Genomic DNA, 17,169 nt, shown 5'->3' on the forward strand with positions numbered 1-17,169 from the left:
TCCGGCGCAACCCACAAGAGTACCTTGAAGCGGCAGAAAATAAATACTGTATGTTAATTGGTCAGTCGTAGTTTTTTTTGCATCCTCTGTGATGTTTCGTACGATGCTGCTTTGGGTAATGATTGGCAGGGCTATGTTTAAATGACACCATCCATTGTTTGAATCGTACATAAATAAATGGGTTAATTTCGAAATGGAGATTATTGACTTCCTGATATAGAATAGATAAGGGCTTGTCGTCCAACTCGACTGCAAACTTGCAGAGTGTTGAGACTCGTCCGAGAGAATCAAGGCGGGAGATGGAGGCATTGTATTGTCATCATTGCATCAGAAGCTTTGCCGATGACGCCAGGTTTTGCAGCCAATGCGGAAGAAGACTTCATTACATTAATGTGACTGAGGAAAAACCTGCCTTATTGCCGCAAAACGGCGATGAAGAAACCGCTGCATTGGAATCGGCTGCCGGAACAATCCTGGAGAGTGCAGCAGGAATAATGGAGGGAACAACGGCGGCCCAAAGTGTTGTCGGCAAAAAGACGGCTCGCAAAGCGTCAATGAACTGGCTGCTGACTGGCGGCTTGGTTGTTTCGGCTGCGGCTATGCTTATATTGGTTTATTGGACCTATCAATATGAAATAGATAGAAATGAAAATGTGCTTCGCCTTCAATCGGAGGCCAAGGCTGCGGCGCTTGCCGGAGAATATGAGCAGGCGCTTTCCTTGCTCTCGGAGGGGATGGCGATTCGTCCCGATTTTGCCCCACTTGCGGCGGACGAAGCCATAATTGAACACGTTATGAAGCTTGAACGAATGTCGAGCGATTTGAACAGAATGCTGGAGAAGGGCAATTTTGCCGAGGCGCATTCCGGGCTTGATCAGTTGAAGGGTGAGCTCGGAGGCCGCAAGGAGCCGGTTTATGACCGTCTCAAGGGGAGACTGGACGAGCTCAGCATGGAGGTTACGCTGCTTAGTCTGAGCGATCGGGTGGATGAATTAACGTCCATAAAAGAGTATGGGGAAATGCTGAATGTCGTCAACGGTTTAATTGGCGAGGAAGCGGCCGCTCTGCGTGAAGAGATTGTCAAAGGTATTCGCAGCCTGGCAACACGGAATGCGGAAACGCTTATGAATCGCAAAAACTTTACCGGGGCGCTTGCTGAAGTGAGCCGCGCTTTAATATGGGTGAAGGAAGATGCGGGGCTGCTGGCGCTTCAGCAGCGCATCAAACAAGAGCAAGCCAAATACGAAGCAGCGGAGCAAACCCGTATCGAGCGGGCGATGCAGGAGGCGGCGGCCGAGGATCTCCTTAATCAGACGGAGGCTGTGAAGGTGGAATCCACGGAGCAAACGCTGGATGAATTTGGAGACTTGACGATTACGGGCGTTTTGCGAAATGTGGCTACGCGGGCGATTTATTCTGTAGCGCTGGATTATTCCATTTTATCCGCTGAAGGCGAAATTATTGCGAAAGGGCATATAACGGCCACACCGAACTATGTTGAGCCAGACGAAGAAATGAGCTTTACTGAAACGGTTTACGGCGTTCATTCGGAAGACACGGAAATGGTTATCGACCATGTAACTTGGTATCTGGACTAGGGAGGTGCGGCAATGGCCAAAAGAATATGGATCGGGCTTCTTTCCCTCGCCCTCATTATAGGAGCGGGAGCGGCGTCGGTGTATGCTGTGCGCCAGGAAGTGCCGCGCCAGTTGACGGGGCAGCCGCTGCTGGCCGTTGGCGAGATAAAGAAGTCATTAAAGGATACTATTTTTGAAACACAAAAGCTGGTTGTCATGATTGAAGCGGATACGGGCATGCAGGGCTCCGGCTTTCTATACAACATGAAGGGCGATTTGATAACGAATGCGCACGTAGTGGCAGGCGTGAGGCATGTGCGCGTAAAAACCTCCGATGCCCGCGAGCTGGAAGGCGAGGTTATCGGCATCAGCACGGACACGGATATTGCCGTCGTCAGGGTAAAGGAGCTGGAGGGCATGGAGCCATTGCCGCTGGTTCGTTATGAACGGGCGGAGGTAGGCGATGATGTGCTGGCTGTCGGCAGTCCCCTCGGCTTTCAAAATACGGCGACAACAGGCATGATCAGCGGAGTTGGCCGGAGCTTTACTATCGAGCCATATGAATACAAGGATCTTTACCAGATTTCTGCATCGATAGCTCCAGGCAACAGCGGCGGGCCTTTGGTTGATTTAAAAAGCGGCGCTGTAGTGGGTATCAACTCCGCCGGTTTGGAGGAAGGCGGCATTGGCTTCAGCATCCCGATTGGCAATGTACTTGCGATGGCGGAGGGCTGGTCGATGGAGCCGATGAGCATGCTGCCAGGTATTTCCTTGACTGACGAAAGCGAAGACAAGCTTAGCGGTACGCCGCTGGATCAGATGGCGGACTATTTGGTCCGGCATTTCTATGACAGCTTGAACAATCATGATTACGTTTATGCTTATTCATTATTAGGAGGGAACTGGAAGGAAGGCACGAGCTATGTCAAATTCCGCGAAGGCTATCTGTCCACCCGCAATGTCGTTATTGACGATATCTACGCCAATGCCGGAACGGACGAAGCGACAGTAACGGCCATTATTTCAGTTGACGAACGGAAAAACGGACAATATATGCTTAGCAAATACCAGGTAACCTATACAATCGGCTATGAAAACGATCAGCTTAAGCTGATCAGCGGGAAGGGCAAGGCAATTCGCAAATAAAGTCAACCATAAGGAACGAGGGGGCAGACAATCCATGGGGGGAACGAATGTATGGGATGCGGAGTGGGAGGTTAACGAAGAGCAGGCGCGGACGCTGATAGGCAAACAATTCCCTCAGCTGTCATCAAAGCAGGTGAAGCGATTGGGCTGGGGTTGGGATAATACGGTTTTTCTCATCGGTGACGAGTACGTGTTCCGATTTCCAAGAAGAACGTTTGCAGTTGGCTCGATTCGTATGGAAGGGAAGCTGCTGCCGAAGCTGGAGACATATTTGACCATCCCTTATCCGAAACCGTTGTTTTACGGCGAAGCAAGTGACGAATACCCGGCACCATTTCTTGGCTATGCCTACATGCAAGGAGATTTCCCAATCGGTTTGACGGAAGAAAGCCGGGCTTTATCGGCAGAGGCGCTGGCGAAATTTTTGCGGAGATTGCATGAGTTTCCGGTGCAGGAGGCGCTGAAGTGCGGAGTTCAGCAAGATCATCGAAGCTTGACGGACATAGCAGCGCGCAAAGTGAAATTGGAGGGCTTTCTATCGAAGCTGGCTGAACATTTGTCACCGGAGGAGTCCAGTGTGATTGAAGCGTATATTAGCGGGCTGCAAAAGGAACGTGTCGAGGCAGTGAATGCATTGCTGCATGGCGATCTTCATTTCAAAAATATGCTTGTGGATGAGAACGGCATCGTTTCCGGCATTATTGATTGGGGCGATCTGAGCGTAGGCCATCCGGCTTGCGATTTGAGCGTTGCGTATAGCTTTTTACCACCTTACGCTCGCGGCGTGTTTTTTGAAACGTACGGAGGAGCGGACGATGAAACGAAGCTGCTGGCGCGGCTGATCGCGGTATACATCCCCATACTGATCTTAATGCAAGCGGTCGATGACGGGAATGAAGTGATTGCGGCAGAGGCGAAATCCAACATCATGCGGGCACTGTCGGATTAGGCTCACCGCGATAAGGTACGATCCGCCTTCTCAAATGCTGCTTTATGTTGAGGAACACGAAATTCAACAGAGTAAGCCGTTACGCTACCGGACACGATAGCAATAAGCCGCCTTTTCAACGAAGGCGGTTTTCTTATGGCCAACTATCAACATTAGAATTTAACATAACCTTTATAAAAACAGGCTGCCGTCATCATAACGGCAGCCTGTTTTTGCGCAACTCTTTTATAAGCTTTGTTTGAAAGAAGGTTTATGCCATTAAACTACGATCAAATCAACCGTAACTGTATCGCCTGCCTGTATAGGCGTGCCAAGCAAAGCTACGGGGATCGGCCTGCCGTTAAGCCTCACCTGATAGCTTATGTTGCCGCCGATCGGAATGCCGCTGATCGTAACGATTTGCCCTGCCGGCCCAGAGCCTATAACGCCGGTGCTTGCCAGAGCCCCGCCAACCGTCAAGCCTGGGCGGTAAGGCACGGTGTACCCCGTTGTCACATTGGGGAAAGACGATCCCCCGTTAACGACAACGGTAACAAAGCCTTGTTGGACGGGCGGGACGGGGACAGGCAGCGGCACCGGTACGGGAATTGGAATGGGCCCCGGACCTGGCCCAAACCACGGCCCGGGGTAAAAAGGCGGCCGTGGCGGCGGGTACGGCCCGTGCCAGTGTCCAGGTCCATGTCCGGGGCCGCCGCCGTATCCAGGCCCATGTCCATGTCCGGGGCCGCCGCCGTATCCAGGGCCGTGCCCATGTCCGGGACCTCCGCCGTGTCCAGGTCCATATCCATGACCAGAACCGCTTCCCGAGCTTTGCTGAGGGCGGAAGTCCGCGATTGCGGTTAGCTGACCGTCCAGCTCATGAGCGCTATCGTCTTGTTCCTCGTCTTCAATACGGCCATGCCCATGACCGCCCCAAGGTCCAGGCCCATGTCCGGGCCCTCCCGGTCCAGGGCCATGCCCGGGCCCCCAAGGTCCATGCCCCGGTCCGCCCCACGGACCTGGCCCATGCCCGGGTCCCCAAGGTCCGGGTCCCCAAGGTCCGGGTCCCCAGGGTCCGGGTCCCCAAGGTCCAGGTCCCCAAGGTCCGGGTCCCCAGGGTCCGGGTCCCCAAGGTCCGGGTCCCCAAGGTCCAGGTCCCCAAGGTCCAGGTCCCCATGGACCTGGACCCGGAGGGAATACTCCGATGCCCCCAATGCCTCCGGGGATAGGGAGCAGGGCTCTTTCTCCGTTGCAGCCGCAGTTCGATGCTTCGGCAAATCCGATGCTTGGCTGCGTCTCATTCAGAGTTGCAGCATCCCACAATGGCTGATCGTTAACAAAATCGCTCATACAGGCCTCCAATCCTTCACTTGGAAAATTAGGCGTTTATCCTGCTGTATTCTATGCAGGCTTCTTCCAAGTCGTGTACGCCGGATTGGGTTGGCGTTCATCGGTGCATAAGCTCGTTATTCCGCGTAATACCAGGTGGTGTCAAGGCCGGTCACTGGACAGTAAGGAAGCTTGTCACCTTCCTTGAACGTTATGCGTCGGCCCGCCTCACAGATATAATCTCCCGGCTGCTGTACATAATCACCTGTACGATAAGAAGTATTCGTTGTGCTCATAGCAACTTGCACCTCTTTCCTATAGTTTGCAGATACTGGCCTTTTCCACATGTAAAGGCTTCATTTATCTGCTTGCTCATATATAAACAGGGGGAAGTCATTTGAAACAATTCGGCAAGCCCAACAAAAAATCTCCGGTTCGCCGCGATGGCGTGCCGGAGATTATTTTGTCTAATGCTTATTAAAATCAGATATCAGCGTTTGATTGCGAGCAAGCGAAGCAATATTTATTTAACAGCTGCTTCGTAACGCTTGCCAACCTCTGCCCAGTTCACAACATTCCAGAAAGCGGCGATGTAATCAGGGCGTTTGTTTTGGTAGTTCAGGTAGTAGGCATGCTCCCAAACGTCCAGGCCGAGAATTGGCGTTTCGCCTTCAAAAATCGGGCTGTCCTGGTTAGGCAGGCTGTATACTTTCAGTTTGCCGTTGGCAACCGTAAGGAATGCCCAGCCGCTGCCGAAACGAGTTGTAGCCGCTTTTGCGAATTCAGCCTTGAAAGCTTCAAAGCCGCCCAGCTCGCTGTCGATGGCTGCCGCTAAAGCGCCAGTAGGAGCGCCGCCGGCATTTGGTCCAATTGTTTCCCAAAACAGGCTATGGTTAGCATGGCCGCCGCCGTTGTTGCGGACAGCGGTGCGAATGGATTCAGGTACGCTGTTCAGATCGCTAATTAGTTCGTCCAGCGATTTGTTTTGCAGCTCAGGAGCGGATTCCAGGGCAGCATTCAAATTGGTAACGTAAGTATTGTGGTGACGGCCATGGTGAATTTCCATTGTTGTAGCGTCGATGTGCGGTTCAAGAGCATTGTGTGCATAAGGCAATGCGGGCAATTGATGTGCCATTATAAAAAACCTCCCAAAATTTGTTGTAGTTTGATCATGTCCATTATCCCAAATCCGACAGAATAAATCAACATTGGTGTTTAAAAAGTCCTGTATTTAATTTCCAATATGGAAAAGGCAATGAAACAAAGCGACAAAAAATTCAGGCTCCTGAATCGGACATTCAGCCTCGATCTCCAGCCTTGCTTTGAAGCCGTCTACTGGCTTGAAGCTCCATCTCGCCAATACTTGATTGCCTAGCATAAACGCTGCCCGGTCCAGAAGCTCCTTTTTTATAAAGAAACGCTGGCCGTCGTAAATGATTTCGAATGAGGGGGCGAGCTTTTGCCAGCTTGTGAAAGTAACCGGGTAGCTGTCAAGCGAATCACAGCAATGTACCGCAAACCGGGGCCTCCCAAGCCAAGGCGTTGTTTTTCTGCACTGAAACAATAGCTTTCCGTCTGGTGAATAAGCATCCACTTGAGCCGACCAGTCAATGTCAAACAAATAATTGCCTGCTTGGACGACCTTATTGGCATAAACTCTTTGAAATGAACAGGCCATAGCGCCTGTTTCGTCCCTAACGACTATTCTCTTGGCTGATGCTTTGAGCTTCGGAGGGGCGTAAGTGTAAACCTTCATAACAAATCAGCTCCATCAGTAAGTCTCTCTCTAACGTAATTAATAGTGTACATGGATTTTGAAAATAGTTCCAATTACCTCATGCTTCTGTCGTTTTCATGCATCCTTACAAAACCACTAATTACAAATGATGGAGCGAATATGTTTGAAAGCGCTTAATATTAAGCGCTTTCAGGAGAAAACAGGCGATTTCTATCATTTTCATAAAGATTTTAGTAGGATTTCGCGGAATTTCGTCGTATGATAGAAAAAGTACGAGACTATGACATGGTAGAAGGTGTTAATTGAATGAACGTCCGTTCCTTCCAGTTGTCCGATTACAAACCGCTCACGGCATTGCTTGAGGAAGTTTTGACTGAAGAATGTTATGAGCAAACAATGGAAGCTTTTGCGCGTCAATTGTCATGGGATAGCGATTTGGTGCTTGTCGCTGTCAAGGGGTCAGAGATTGCAGGTATGATTATCGGTACAATCGATGACAATAAGGGCTATTATTATCGTATAGCTGTTTCTCCGGAGCATCAGCGCAGCGGAGTCGGCAAAGCGCTGGTCGCCGCATTGCGCGTGCGATTTGAACAGCGGAACGTGAGCAAAATACTTATAACCGCAGACGAACATAACGAGCCTGTATTGCCGCTTTACGAATCCATGGGATACGTGGCAAGCGACTTTTTCCGTTCGTTTCAGAAGCTTAGTATCGTAGCAGGGTAAAACCGGATAGAGATCAAGACATTGTTTACCATCGAAGGGCATATCTACCCTGCCATTGCAATTGGCGGCGAGATATGCTTTTCTTATTATGATAAGGAATTCGAGGAGCGCGAGCATCATGAATCACTATGAACCGTGTGTGATCAAAAGTTTTAAACACAATGGTCATATTCACAGGCTCTGGCGGCAAAATTGGGTCGTTCCCAGCGAAGCGTTAACGGAACAGCACCGCGAGGAGTCCATCATCGTGCTCATTAACCGCCAGACGCCAATTGAAGAGTCCGACGGCAAGCAATGGATCAGCAGAGTGCCGGCCGTTTCGTTTTTTTTGCCTGGCGAGTGGTTTAACGTAGTTGCCCTGCTGGAAAATAGCGGAGTCCGCTACTACTGTAACGTAGCATCGCCGCCTTACCGGTATGATGGGGTGCTTACCTACATCGACTATGACCTGGACGTTATTCGCACGAGCGACGGCAACCGTCACGTAGTGGACCAGGATGAATATGAACAGCACAAGCAGCTTTATCATTATCCCCAGCATGTCCAGAACAAGGTGAGGCAAGGTTTGCATGCCTTGCTGGGCCGAATGGAGAAGGGGCAGCAGCCGTTTCATGACGAAATTGCCCAGCGGTATTACCGGGAGTGGCTGGAATGCTTCGGCGAGGAGGAGCTATGAAACTGGCAGCGGAACTATGGGATTGGATCAAAACGCTGGCGATTGCGCTGGTTATTGTGTTGATCCTGCATTATTTTGTATTTAATTTGTCTACGGTCGACGGTCATTCTATGGAGCCTACTCTTAAGGAAGAGGAGTGGCTTTTTGTCAACAAGTTTGTTTATTTGACGGGAAGTCCCAAGCTGGGAGAGGTTGTTATTCTGGAGGAGCCGGGCTGGATGGGGCAGGAAAAGAAGCTGCTTGTTAAGCGGGTTGTAGGCTTGCCTGGCGATGTGATTGAAATTAAGGACCAGCGCTTATACCGCAATGGCGAGTTGGTGGACGAGCCCTATACGGATGTGCCGATCGAAGGCAACGGCCTTGAGCCGCAGGTTGTCTCAGAGGGTCATTACTTTGTTATGGGCGACAACAGACATGACCGGGCCAGTCTTGACAGCCGCACCTTCGGAGCTGTGCCGAAGGAACTGATTCGGGGACGGGCCGATTTTATTTTATGGCCATATTCGCAAGTACGGTCACTATGACCTGTTGCATCGGACTTTTTGACCAAGCATTTATGGAGGAGGCCAATTCATGAAAGAGGTCATGATTTATACGGACGGAGCCTGTTCCGGCAACCCGGGTCCGGGCGGCTGGGGAGCGATATTGTTTTTTGGTCCGCATAAAAAGGAAATTTACGGAGGGGAACGGGACACAACCAACAACCGCATGGAGATCCAGGCCGTTATAAAGGGACTTGAGCTGCTTAAAGAGCCTTGCAGCGTTCAGGTATACAGCGATTCCGCGTACGTGGTCAACTGCTTCCAGAAAGGCTGGATTCATGGCTGGCTGCGCAATGGCTGGAAAAACAGCAAAAAAGATCCCGTCGAAAATCAGGATTTGTGGAAAGCGCTGTGGGCGCTGATGGGCAAACACAAGGTGGAATATATCAAGGTAAAGGGCCATAGCGACAATGAGTGGAATAACCGCTGCGATGAATTGGCGCGGCAGGCAATCAGAGAGCTGTAACGATGATGGATTGGAGCAAGCTTAAGCAAGAAATGAAGGCTGCGGCGACGGCGCTGGGCATTGACGATATAGGCGTGGCGTCCGCTGATCCCTTTGTTACGTTGAAGCAGAGGCTGATAAGGCATCGCGAGCTTGGCAGGGAGTCCGGCTTTGAAGAGCCGGATCTGGATCGCCGCACAAACCCAGCCTTGCTGTTTGAGGACCCCCAAAGCATCATTGCGATAGCGATTGCTTATCCCTCCAAGCTTGTTGATCCTCCTAAATCCGAGCCTGGCGAACGGCGCGGCATCATGGCGCGCTCCGCCTGGGGCGAGGATTACCACCATGTTTTGCGCGATCGTTTGGCCAAGCTGGAGAGCTGGCTTAAGGAACGGGTGCCGGGTACAAGAGTGGAGAGCATGGTGGATACGGGAGCGTTGTCCGACAGGGCGGTTGCAGAGCGGGCCGGTATCGGCTGGAGCGCCAAAAATTGCGCTATTATCTCGCCAAAGCTGGGCTCGTGGATTTACCTTGGTGAGATGATTACCAACCTTCCGCTGCCGCCGGATGTTCCCGTTACAGAGGGCTGTGGAAGCTGCACCAAATGCATCGACGCTTGTCCCACCGGAGCTTTAGTCGGGCCAGGAGAGTTGAACGCCAAACGATGCATTTCATTTGTGACCCAAACGAAGGATATGGTGTCGGATGAGTTCATGCGGAAAATCGGCAACCGCTTGTATGGATGCGATACTTGTCAGGTAGTTTGTCCTGTCAACCGCGGGAAAAACTGGACGCATCAGCCGGAGCTGCAGCCTGACAACGAGCTGGCAAAACCGCTGCTTGTTCCCTTGCTGGAGATGGGAAACCGGCAGTTCAAGGAGGCGTATGGCCGCACGTCCTCCGCATGGAGAGGCAGGAAGCCAATCCAGCGAAACGCTGTCATTGCGCTTGGCAATTTTAAGGATGCCTCGGCTATTCCGCATCTGATCAAGGTGCTGAGAGATGATCCGCGCCCCGTATTACGCGGAACAGCAGCATGGTCGCTAGGCCGGATCGGGGGCGCTGAAGCTGCCTGTGCTTTGCGAGAGGCTTTGAACAATGAGCAGGACGAAGTAGCTCTCTCTGCTATATCGGAAGCGGTGAAGAGCCTGGAAGTGCCGATCCGCGATTGCGAATTTCCATTATGACATGCTATGATACAGTGTGCAGATCACATTTTTAGATGAATTCTTTTGATAGAAGGGGTGCGGTAGACTGGATGGAATGGTATAATTATGTAATTCCTGTCGTCACGTTGATTGTTGGCGCAGTAGGCGGTTTTTTCGGAGGCGTGTATTACCTGCGGAAGCAGCTTGAAAATATGCAAAACAACCCTGAAATGCTGCAAAACATGGCGAAGCAAATGGGCTACAACTTGAACAAGCAGCAAATGGCGCGTGCTCAAAATATGATGAAAAACCAAAACATGATGAAAAACACAAAATCTTCGCGTAAATAAAATCGTCGGTAAAAATATGAGGGGGGGCGACAGCGGTGGCCGGAGCAAAAGACTATTTAAATTCCAATGTAGCCGATAACCGGGAGCAGATCCAGTATCATGTGAAAGAGATTTTAAAGCTGATCGGGGAAGATGTAGAACGGGAGGGGCTTCTTGAAACGCCGGCCCGCGTTACGCGCATGTACGAGGAAATTTTTGCCGGATACAGCGTAGATCCCCGCGACGTGCTTGGCGTTACCTTTGACGAGCAGCACGAGGAGCTTGTTATTGTCAGAGACATTGTTTACTACAGTCAGTGCGAGCATCATATGGCTCCCTTTTTTGGAAAAGCGCATATCGGCTATATTCCAAGCGGCAAAATAGCGGGTTTAAGCAAGCTGGCAAGACTGGTTGAGGCGATTACGCGCAGACTTCAGGTGCAGGAGCGAATTACTTCGCAAATTGCCGATATTCTGGAACAGGAATTAAAGCCCCACGGCGTTATGGTCGTTGTGGAAGGCGAGCATCTCTGCATGTGCGCCAGAGGCGTGAAGAAGCCGGGCAGCAAAACCGTCACCTCGGCAGTCCGGGGAGAATTTCGGACAAGCGCCGCGTTGCGCTCCGAATTTCTGGCATTGCTGAAGCAATAGATGAGCGGCTTTATTAATGAGGAGGAGATAGCATTATGTTAATTACTTATCATGGACATTCTGCCGTACAACTCACAGTAAATGACAAATCGCTTATTATTGACCCGTTTCTTAGCGGAAATGAACGGGCGGCAACCAAACCGGAGGATATCAAGGTGCAGGCTGTGCTGCTGACGCATGCGCATGCGGATCATATTCTGGATGCAGCGCCAATTGCCATCGCCAACGATGCGGAAATCGTCGCTAACTTTGAGCTGGCTGCGTATATGTCCTGGAAGGGTGCGCGTACCAATCCTATGAATCTTGGCGGAACGATTGATTTGGGCTTTGCCCAGGCCAAGCTGATTTCGGCGGTACATACCTCGGGAATTATTGACGAAGACTCAAAAAGCATTCTTTACGGCGGCATTGCCGGAGGTTATATTATTCGCGCTGAAGGCTTGACGATTTTGCATGCGGGGGATACGGCTTTGTTCAGCGATATGAAGCTGATCGGAGAGCAGGAATCCATTGACGTGGCGTTTATACCAATCGGCGACCATTTTACGATGGGACCGGATGAAGCGCTTCAGGCAGCCCAGTGGTATGGGGCCAAGCTGGTTGTGCCCATCCACTACAATACGTTTGAGCCAATTCGCCAGGATGCGGAGGAATTTGTCCGAAGGCTGGGCGAGCTTGGAATCGAAGGGATGGCGCTTGCGCCTGGCGAATATTTTGAAATTGGAAATAAGTAATAGAACATAGCAACAGGCTGCCCCAATTGCGGGCAGCCTGTTTTTAGTAGGTGGATTTAGCATGGGTATGATTCAGCCATCATGCAATTGAGCGTTTACCTGGCTCAGGAACAGCGCAGTGCGCTGGATATATTCCATAGAGCCCATGCGGAACAACATCTCATGCTGCCCGTTTTGGACGATCCACGAACGCGACAAGCTGTTTCTCTGGTTTGCGGCAATGCTTTCTGCCACGGTGTAAGGCGCTTTGCTGTCGTTAGTCCCGTGAATGATAAAAATCGGGATGTTATAGGCATGCGATACAACCTCGCTGACCGGTATGGAGCCAAAGCTGCTTCCCGTCCACAACGGAATCATTGACCTTATCAAAGGCAATGATGGAAAGCGGGGCAGAGGCACAAACTGGTTTAAATTGTCGAACAAGGCTTCGGGACTGGGGACAAACAGGCTGTCCAGAATCATGGCGTCAATTTTGTCCGTTACCAGCGCGCTTTGAAGGGCTGTCCCGGCTCCCATGGAGAATCCCCATACGATGATATCCTCTGCGCCGCGTGATTGGGCGTAATCGACAGCTGCAAGGAGCTGCTGGGATTCCTCGCGGCCGCCCGTTGCAGGTGCTTTATAGGCCGTTGAAGCGTACCCGTAATCAAACATCAAAACGTTATAATCAAGATCATGCATCAGCTCGGCCAGATCATACATCGGCACCCAGCTTTCCTCCCGGTTGGCGCCATATCCATGGCTGAATACAACTGTCCGGGTTGCCACAGCGTCTTCCGCGCTGCCTTGCGGGGCATCCGCGGGAATAAACCAGCCGCTGACAGTCGTTTCGCCGCTTTTACTTGGAAAAATAACGTCTTCATATGGCAAACCCAGCTCTTGAGAGGGATTGGATTCCAACGGGGCAACGTATGGATAAGCCAGCATCCAGGCTACATAACCATGGAAGATAAGAACGGCAATCAAGCACATTGCAAGCAGGGAAGCCATTGAAGCGGCAGCCATATGCTTGCGGCGGCTGCGGCGCTGCAGTTGCGGCGCTATATGTGATAGCGGCTTCTGCAAGCCGGAAGCTGCGGAGAGCGCTGTCTCAAGAGGTTGCAATATACTACTCATGATGTCTCCACCTCCGCTTCCCATTTCGGGTCTATCTCTTAATGGTAGAGGCGTTTCGGGCGGGCGTCAATCGGTATTTATTCAATGTTGTTCGTCTGTAACAGCTTGTAATCTAAACGTAATATAAATGGATACTTTACGGAAAAGACCTCTATCATGTATACTAATTGAGAATTGATTTCACTCATTTTGGAATCGGGTTTTATTTGATGAAACCTTTATATACTATCTGCCTGCCGGAAGAAGCTGGATTCCGTTCCAGGCGGTGGAGGTGCTGTAGATGGAAGAGGGAAAATCGACTGTTCGCGCCGTAGATCGGGCGCTTGATATTTTACTTTGTTTTACAGAAAAGACGGATTGGGCCATGATGGAAATTGCAGAACGGACGGGGCTCCACAAAAGCACTGTTCACAGGATGCTGGCCACCTTGGAGGAAAAAGGATTTATTGAGCGGGATAAAAATACGGAGCGTTACCATCTTGGCCTTAAAGTGTGGGAGCTGTCCGCTAATCTGTCCCGAACCGATGATCAGGCGACAATCTGGCTGCCGGAGATGGTCCGTCTGCGAGACCAGTTGGGCGAAACCGTCAGCATTTATGTCAGGGACGGCTCGGAGCGGATACGCATTCAGGCGGTCCAAAGCAATCATCCCGTCAGGCGGGTAGCGCCAGTTGGCGTAAGGCTGCCCCTGTATGCGGGCGCTTCCAGCAAGGTGCTGGTGGCCTATGCCGACAATCTGGTGCAGGAAAGTATTATGAATTCGCATCAGTGGGCCTCTTCTACGGATATGGAGCTTTACCGCAGCCAACTGCAGGACACGCTGGAGAAAGGGTATGCGACCAGCTTTGAGGAGCGGGAGACGGGAGTAGCCGCCATCTCTTCGCCAATCTTCGATCGCGCCGGATTGCTTGCGGCGGCATTATCCGTTTCAGGGCCCGCCAGCAGACTTACACTGGACAAAATGGAGCAATATGCTCCTGTTATGATGGAAGCCGCCAGAGTTATGAGCACGATGGTTCGTTAGACCTTCAAAGCTCCAAGCGGCAAAAAGGACTTCGGCTCGCGCATGTGCGCGAGCCGAAGTCCTTTTATTAATACTAGAATTGGTTACATATTGGCGATCATTTGGCGCAATACGGTTTGCAGGATGCCGCCGTTGCGGTAGTAGTCGACGTCAACCAGGGAGTCGAGACGTACCAGCGCCGAAAACTCGAAGCTGCTTCCGTCTGGACGCGTTGCTTTGACCGTTACGGTTTCGCCTGGTTTAATATCGTTCGACAAGCCGGAAATATCGAAGGTTTCCGTACCTGTAATGCCAAGCGTTTTCCAGCCGTGGCCTTCCTGGAATTGCAGGGGCAGTACGCCCATGCCAACTAGGTTGGAGCGGTGGATACGCTCGAAGCTTTCAGCGATAACAGCCTTGACTCCAAGCAGGTAGGTGCCTTTTGCCGCCCAGTCGCGGGAGCTGCCGGTACCGTATTCCTTTCCTGCGATAACAACCAGGTTTTTGCCTTCTGCCTGATATTTCATAGAAGCGTCGTAAATGGACATCACTTCGCCAGTTGGCAGGTAGGTGGTTACGCCGCCTTCCGTTCCAGGCGCAACCTGGTTGCGGATACGGATGTTCGCGAACGTTCCGCGCATCATCACCTCATGGTTGCCGCGGCGTGAGCCGTAAGAGTTAAAGTCCTTGCGCTCTACGCCATTGTCCACCAAATATTTGCCGCCCGGGCTATTGACCGTAATGTTGCCGGCAGGGGAAATATGGTCGGTTGTAACGGAATCGCCCATCAGTGCAAGCACGCTTGCGGACGGGATATCGGCGATATCGGACAATTCCGAACCCAGATTTTCGAAAAACGGCGGGTTCTGGATGTAAGTCGATTTGGCATCCCATTCGTAGCTTTCGCCTTCAGGCACGTCAATGGCGTTCCAACGCTCGTTTTGCGTAAATACATTGCCGTATTTATCGTTAAACATGGCAGGGTTAAGGGAAGCGGACACCGCTTGCTTGATTTCCTCGTTAGTTGGCCAGATATCCTTCAAGTAAACGGCTTGGCCGTCCTGGTCATAGCCGATCGGGTCGGAGGTCAGGTCAATGTTGACGGTTCCTGCGATGGCGTAAGCCACTACGAGAGGCGGAGACGCCAGATAGTTGGCTTTAACCTGAGCATGAACGCGGCCTTCAAAGTTCCGGTTGCCGGATAATACGGCTGCAACCGTCATATCGTTGTCGGAAATCGCTTTGCTGACTTCGTCCGGAAGCGGGCCGGAGTTGCCGATGCACGTTGCGCAGCCATAGCCCGCCACATGGAAGCCCAGGCTTTCGAGAGATTCCAGCAAACCTGCTTTTTTCAAATATTCCGTAACGACGAGGGAGCCCGGAGTCAAGGAGCTTTTTACATAAGCTGGCTTGGTCAGGCCGCGCTCGACGGCTTTTTTGGCAACAAGTCCGGCGCCCAGCATAACGCTAGGGTTGGAAGTGTTTGTACAGCTGGTAATAGCTGCGATAACGACAGCGCCGGTACCCATTTTGGATTGGCGTCCGTCCTCATGCGTAACAGGTACGGTTTGAGCGATTTTTTCATCGCTAAGCCCGTAGCCGCCTTTGTCGATTGGCGTGCGAATGATATCGTTGAACGACTCCTTCATGGAGGTCAGCTCTACGCGGTCCTGCGGACGCTTAGGTCCGGCAAGGGATGGAACGATTGTGGACAAGTCCAGCTCCAGCACATCGCTGAATACAGGGTCCGGCGTTTCATCTGTGCGGAACATGTTTTGCGCTTTGTAATAAGCTTCAACCAGCGCGATTTGATCTTCCTGGCGTCCGGTTTGGCGCAAGAAGTCAAGCGTTTCGCCGTCAACCGGGAAAAAGCCGATGGTTGCGCCATATTCAGGCGCCATGTTGGCAACAGTGGCGCGGTCGGCAAGGCTGATGTTGGAGAGGCCGGGTCCAAAAAACTCGACGAACTTGCCAACAACGCCTTTTTTGCGGAGGATTTGGGTAACGGTCAAAGCCAGGTCGGTAGCTGTCGAGCCTTCAGCCAGCTTGCCCGTCAGCTTGAAGCCGATAACCTCCGGCATTACAAAATACAACGGCTGGCCCAGCATGCCGGCTTCCGCCTCGATGCCGCCAACGCCCCAGCCGACTACGCCAAGACCGTTGATCATCGTTGTATGGGAGTCTGTGCCCACGAGCGAGTCCGGGTAAACGACGGTTTCGCCGTCTACGGTTTTGGTCGCTGCAACGGATGCGAGATACTCCAGGTTAACCTGGTGAACAATACCTGTTCCCGGAGGAACGGCGCGGAAGTTGTCAAAAGCGGTTTGCGCCCAGCGCAGGAAGCGGTAACGCTCTTCGTTCCGTTCAAACTCCACCTTAGTGTTGTACTCAAGCGCTTCGGGGCTGCCGAAAGCGTCAACCATTACAGAGTGGTCGATAACAAGGTCGACGGGAACAAGGGGATTGATCTGCTTAGGGTCTCCGCCGGCTTTTTTTACAGTGTCGCGCATGGCTGCAAGGTCAACGACCACAGGCACGCCGGTAAAATCCTGCAATACGATACGGGCCGGAATAAACGGGATTTCCTTGTCTTCGCGGCCATTGGCCCAGTTAGCCAGCTGCTTTACATGCTCAGTGGTGATGGCGCGGCCGTCAAATTGACGAACAGCGGCTTCCAGCAGCACCTTGATCGAAAAAGGCAGCTTGGAAATATCGCCAAGGCCTTGCTTCTCAAGCTCTGGAAGAGAATAGTAGGCATGCGATTTGCCGCCTGATTCCAGGGTCGTGCGAACGGAATAATGATTTTGTTTAGTCATTGTCAAACTCCTTTGCAATAAAGTAAGCCAAATCAGCAATCAGTTTCATTGGATGAAACATGATTTCAAAAACCGTATATCTATAGTATAGCTTTATTGCCTTTCATCGTAAAGTCCAATTCCCCCCTTTTTTAAAACGATTTCAAAGGATTTCATTAGTCTGCCCTTCTCTTCTATAACTCGTACAGGCTTATCTTACATGATTTGTAAGTGACGATCATATAATGAAGCAGTTATTGCTGCCTAATTATAATGAACGATGT

The 17,169-nt window shown here is 51.5% G+C and carries 17 protein-coding genes; 12 read left to right on the forward strand and 5 right to left on the reverse strand.

The window, feature by feature from the left end:
- Positions 1-308 precede the first annotated feature (308 nt).
- The 3 genes from A7K91_RS11530 to A7K91_RS11540 are packed head-to-tail and all read left to right on the forward strand — an operon-like array spanning position 309 to position 3,672.
- Positions 309-1,598, forward strand: coding sequence for an FxLYD domain-containing protein (locus tag A7K91_RS11530; protein WP_068682793.1), 1,290 nt, complete (start codon positions 309-311; stop codon positions 1,596-1,598).
- 12 nt (positions 1,599-1,610) lie between these two features.
- The gene (locus A7K91_RS11535) at positions 1,611-2,723 is read left to right on the forward strand and encodes a S1C family serine protease (RefSeq protein ID WP_068682795.1); all 1,113 of its coding nucleotides are present in this window, start codon (positions 1,611-1,613) and stop codon (positions 2,721-2,723) included.
- 34 nt (positions 2,724-2,757) lie between these two features.
- A complete protein-coding gene (locus tag A7K91_RS11540) occupies positions 2,758-3,672 on the forward strand; it encodes a phosphotransferase (protein WP_068682797.1) in 915 nt (304 codons plus the stop codon).
- A 258-nt stretch (positions 3,673-3,930) separates the two neighbouring features.
- Here the strand turns inward: A7K91_RS11540 and A7K91_RS26835 are convergent, their stop codons facing one another.
- The 3 genes from A7K91_RS26835 to A7K91_RS11565 all read right to left on the reverse strand — a co-directional run bounded on the left by A7K91_RS26835 (position 3,931) and on the right by A7K91_RS11565 (position 6,736).
- The gene (locus tag A7K91_RS26835; RefSeq protein ID WP_156739493.1) at positions 3,931-5,001 is read right to left on the reverse strand and encodes a hypothetical protein; all 1,071 of its coding nucleotides are present in this window, start codon (positions 4,999-5,001) and stop codon (positions 3,931-3,933) included.
- 502 nt (positions 5,002-5,503) lie between these two features.
- Complete coding sequence (locus A7K91_RS11560) at positions 5,504-6,115, reverse strand: superoxide dismutase (RefSeq protein WP_068682805.1); 612 nt, start codon at positions 6,113-6,115, stop codon at positions 5,504-5,506.
- Between the two features lie 96 nt (positions 6,116-6,211).
- On the reverse strand, positions 6,212-6,736 hold the full coding sequence (locus tag A7K91_RS11565; protein WP_068682807.1) for a tubby C-terminal domain-like protein: 525 nt from the start codon (positions 6,734-6,736) through the stop codon (positions 6,212-6,214).
- 288 nt (positions 6,737-7,024) lie between these two features.
- Here A7K91_RS11565 and A7K91_RS11570 point away from each other — a divergent pair, with 288 nt between their 5' ends.
- From A7K91_RS11570 to A7K91_RS11605, 8 genes are all read left to right on the forward strand, one after another.
- Positions 7,025-7,447 carry a GNAT family N-acetyltransferase gene (locus A7K91_RS11570; protein ID WP_068682810.1) on the forward strand — a complete coding sequence of 141 codons (423 nt, stop codon included), beginning with the start codon at positions 7,025-7,027 and terminating at the stop codon, positions 7,445-7,447.
- Positions 7,448-7,565: 118 nt separating this feature from the next.
- Complete coding sequence (locus A7K91_RS11575) at positions 7,566-8,123, forward strand: DUF402 domain-containing protein (protein WP_068682812.1); 558 nt, start codon at positions 7,566-7,568, stop codon at positions 8,121-8,123.
- Entirely contained in the window at positions 8,120-8,647 is a 528-nt protein-coding gene (gene lepB / locus A7K91_RS11580) for a signal peptidase I (RefSeq protein ID WP_245697443.1), read from the forward strand. The genes A7K91_RS11575 and lepB overlap by 4 nt, the downstream gene beginning before the upstream one ends.
- A 49-nt stretch (positions 8,648-8,696) precedes the next feature.
- On the forward strand, positions 8,697-9,131 hold the full coding sequence (gene rnhA, locus A7K91_RS11585) for a ribonuclease HI (RefSeq protein ID WP_068682815.1): 435 nt from the start codon (positions 8,697-8,699) through the stop codon (positions 9,129-9,131).
- Between the two features lie 2 nt (positions 9,132-9,133).
- Positions 9,134-10,297: a tRNA epoxyqueuosine(34) reductase QueG gene (gene queG / locus A7K91_RS11590; protein ID WP_068682817.1), complete on the forward strand. Its 1,164-nt coding sequence runs from the start codon at positions 9,134-9,136 to the stop codon at positions 10,295-10,297.
- A gap of 71 nt (positions 10,298-10,368) precedes the next feature.
- On the forward strand, positions 10,369-10,608 hold the full coding sequence (locus A7K91_RS11595; RefSeq protein WP_068682819.1) for a YneF family protein: 240 nt from the start codon (positions 10,369-10,371) through the stop codon (positions 10,606-10,608).
- Positions 10,609-10,643: 35 nt separating this feature from the next.
- Positions 10,644-11,237 carry a GTP cyclohydrolase I FolE gene (gene folE / locus A7K91_RS11600; protein ID WP_068682820.1) on the forward strand — a complete coding sequence of 198 codons (594 nt, stop codon included), beginning with the start codon at positions 10,644-10,646 and terminating at the stop codon, positions 11,235-11,237.
- A 35-nt stretch (positions 11,238-11,272) separates the two neighbouring features.
- Positions 11,273-11,971 carry a metal-dependent hydrolase gene (locus A7K91_RS11605; protein WP_068682822.1) on the forward strand — a complete coding sequence of 233 codons (699 nt, stop codon included), beginning with the start codon at positions 11,273-11,275 and terminating at the stop codon, positions 11,969-11,971.
- A 72-nt stretch (positions 11,972-12,043) separates the two neighbouring features.
- On the opposite strand, the gene A7K91_RS11610 is transcribed toward A7K91_RS11605, so the two are convergent.
- Positions 12,044-13,087: an alpha/beta hydrolase gene (locus A7K91_RS11610; protein WP_068682824.1), complete on the reverse strand. Its 1,044-nt coding sequence runs from the start codon at positions 13,085-13,087 to the stop codon at positions 12,044-12,046.
- A gap of 280 nt (positions 13,088-13,367) precedes the next feature.
- On the opposite strand from A7K91_RS11610, the gene A7K91_RS11615 reads away from it, so the two are divergent.
- Complete coding sequence (locus tag A7K91_RS11615) at positions 13,368-14,111, forward strand: IclR family transcriptional regulator (RefSeq protein ID WP_068682826.1); 744 nt, start codon at positions 13,368-13,370, stop codon at positions 14,109-14,111.
- 83 nt (positions 14,112-14,194) lie between these two features.
- Here A7K91_RS11615 and acnA read toward each other — a convergent pair whose 3' ends face one another.
- Positions 14,195-16,906, reverse strand: a complete 2,712-nt coding sequence (acnA, locus tag A7K91_RS11620; protein WP_068682828.1) for an aconitate hydratase AcnA — start codon at positions 16,904-16,906, stop codon at positions 14,195-14,197.
- Between the last annotated feature and the right edge of the window lie 263 nt (positions 16,907-17,169).

The sequence above is a fragment of the Paenibacillus oryzae genome (assembly GCF_001675045.1).
In the GTDB taxonomy this organism is placed as follows: Bacteria; Bacillota; Bacilli; order Paenibacillales; family Paenibacillaceae; genus Pristimantibacillus; species Pristimantibacillus oryzae.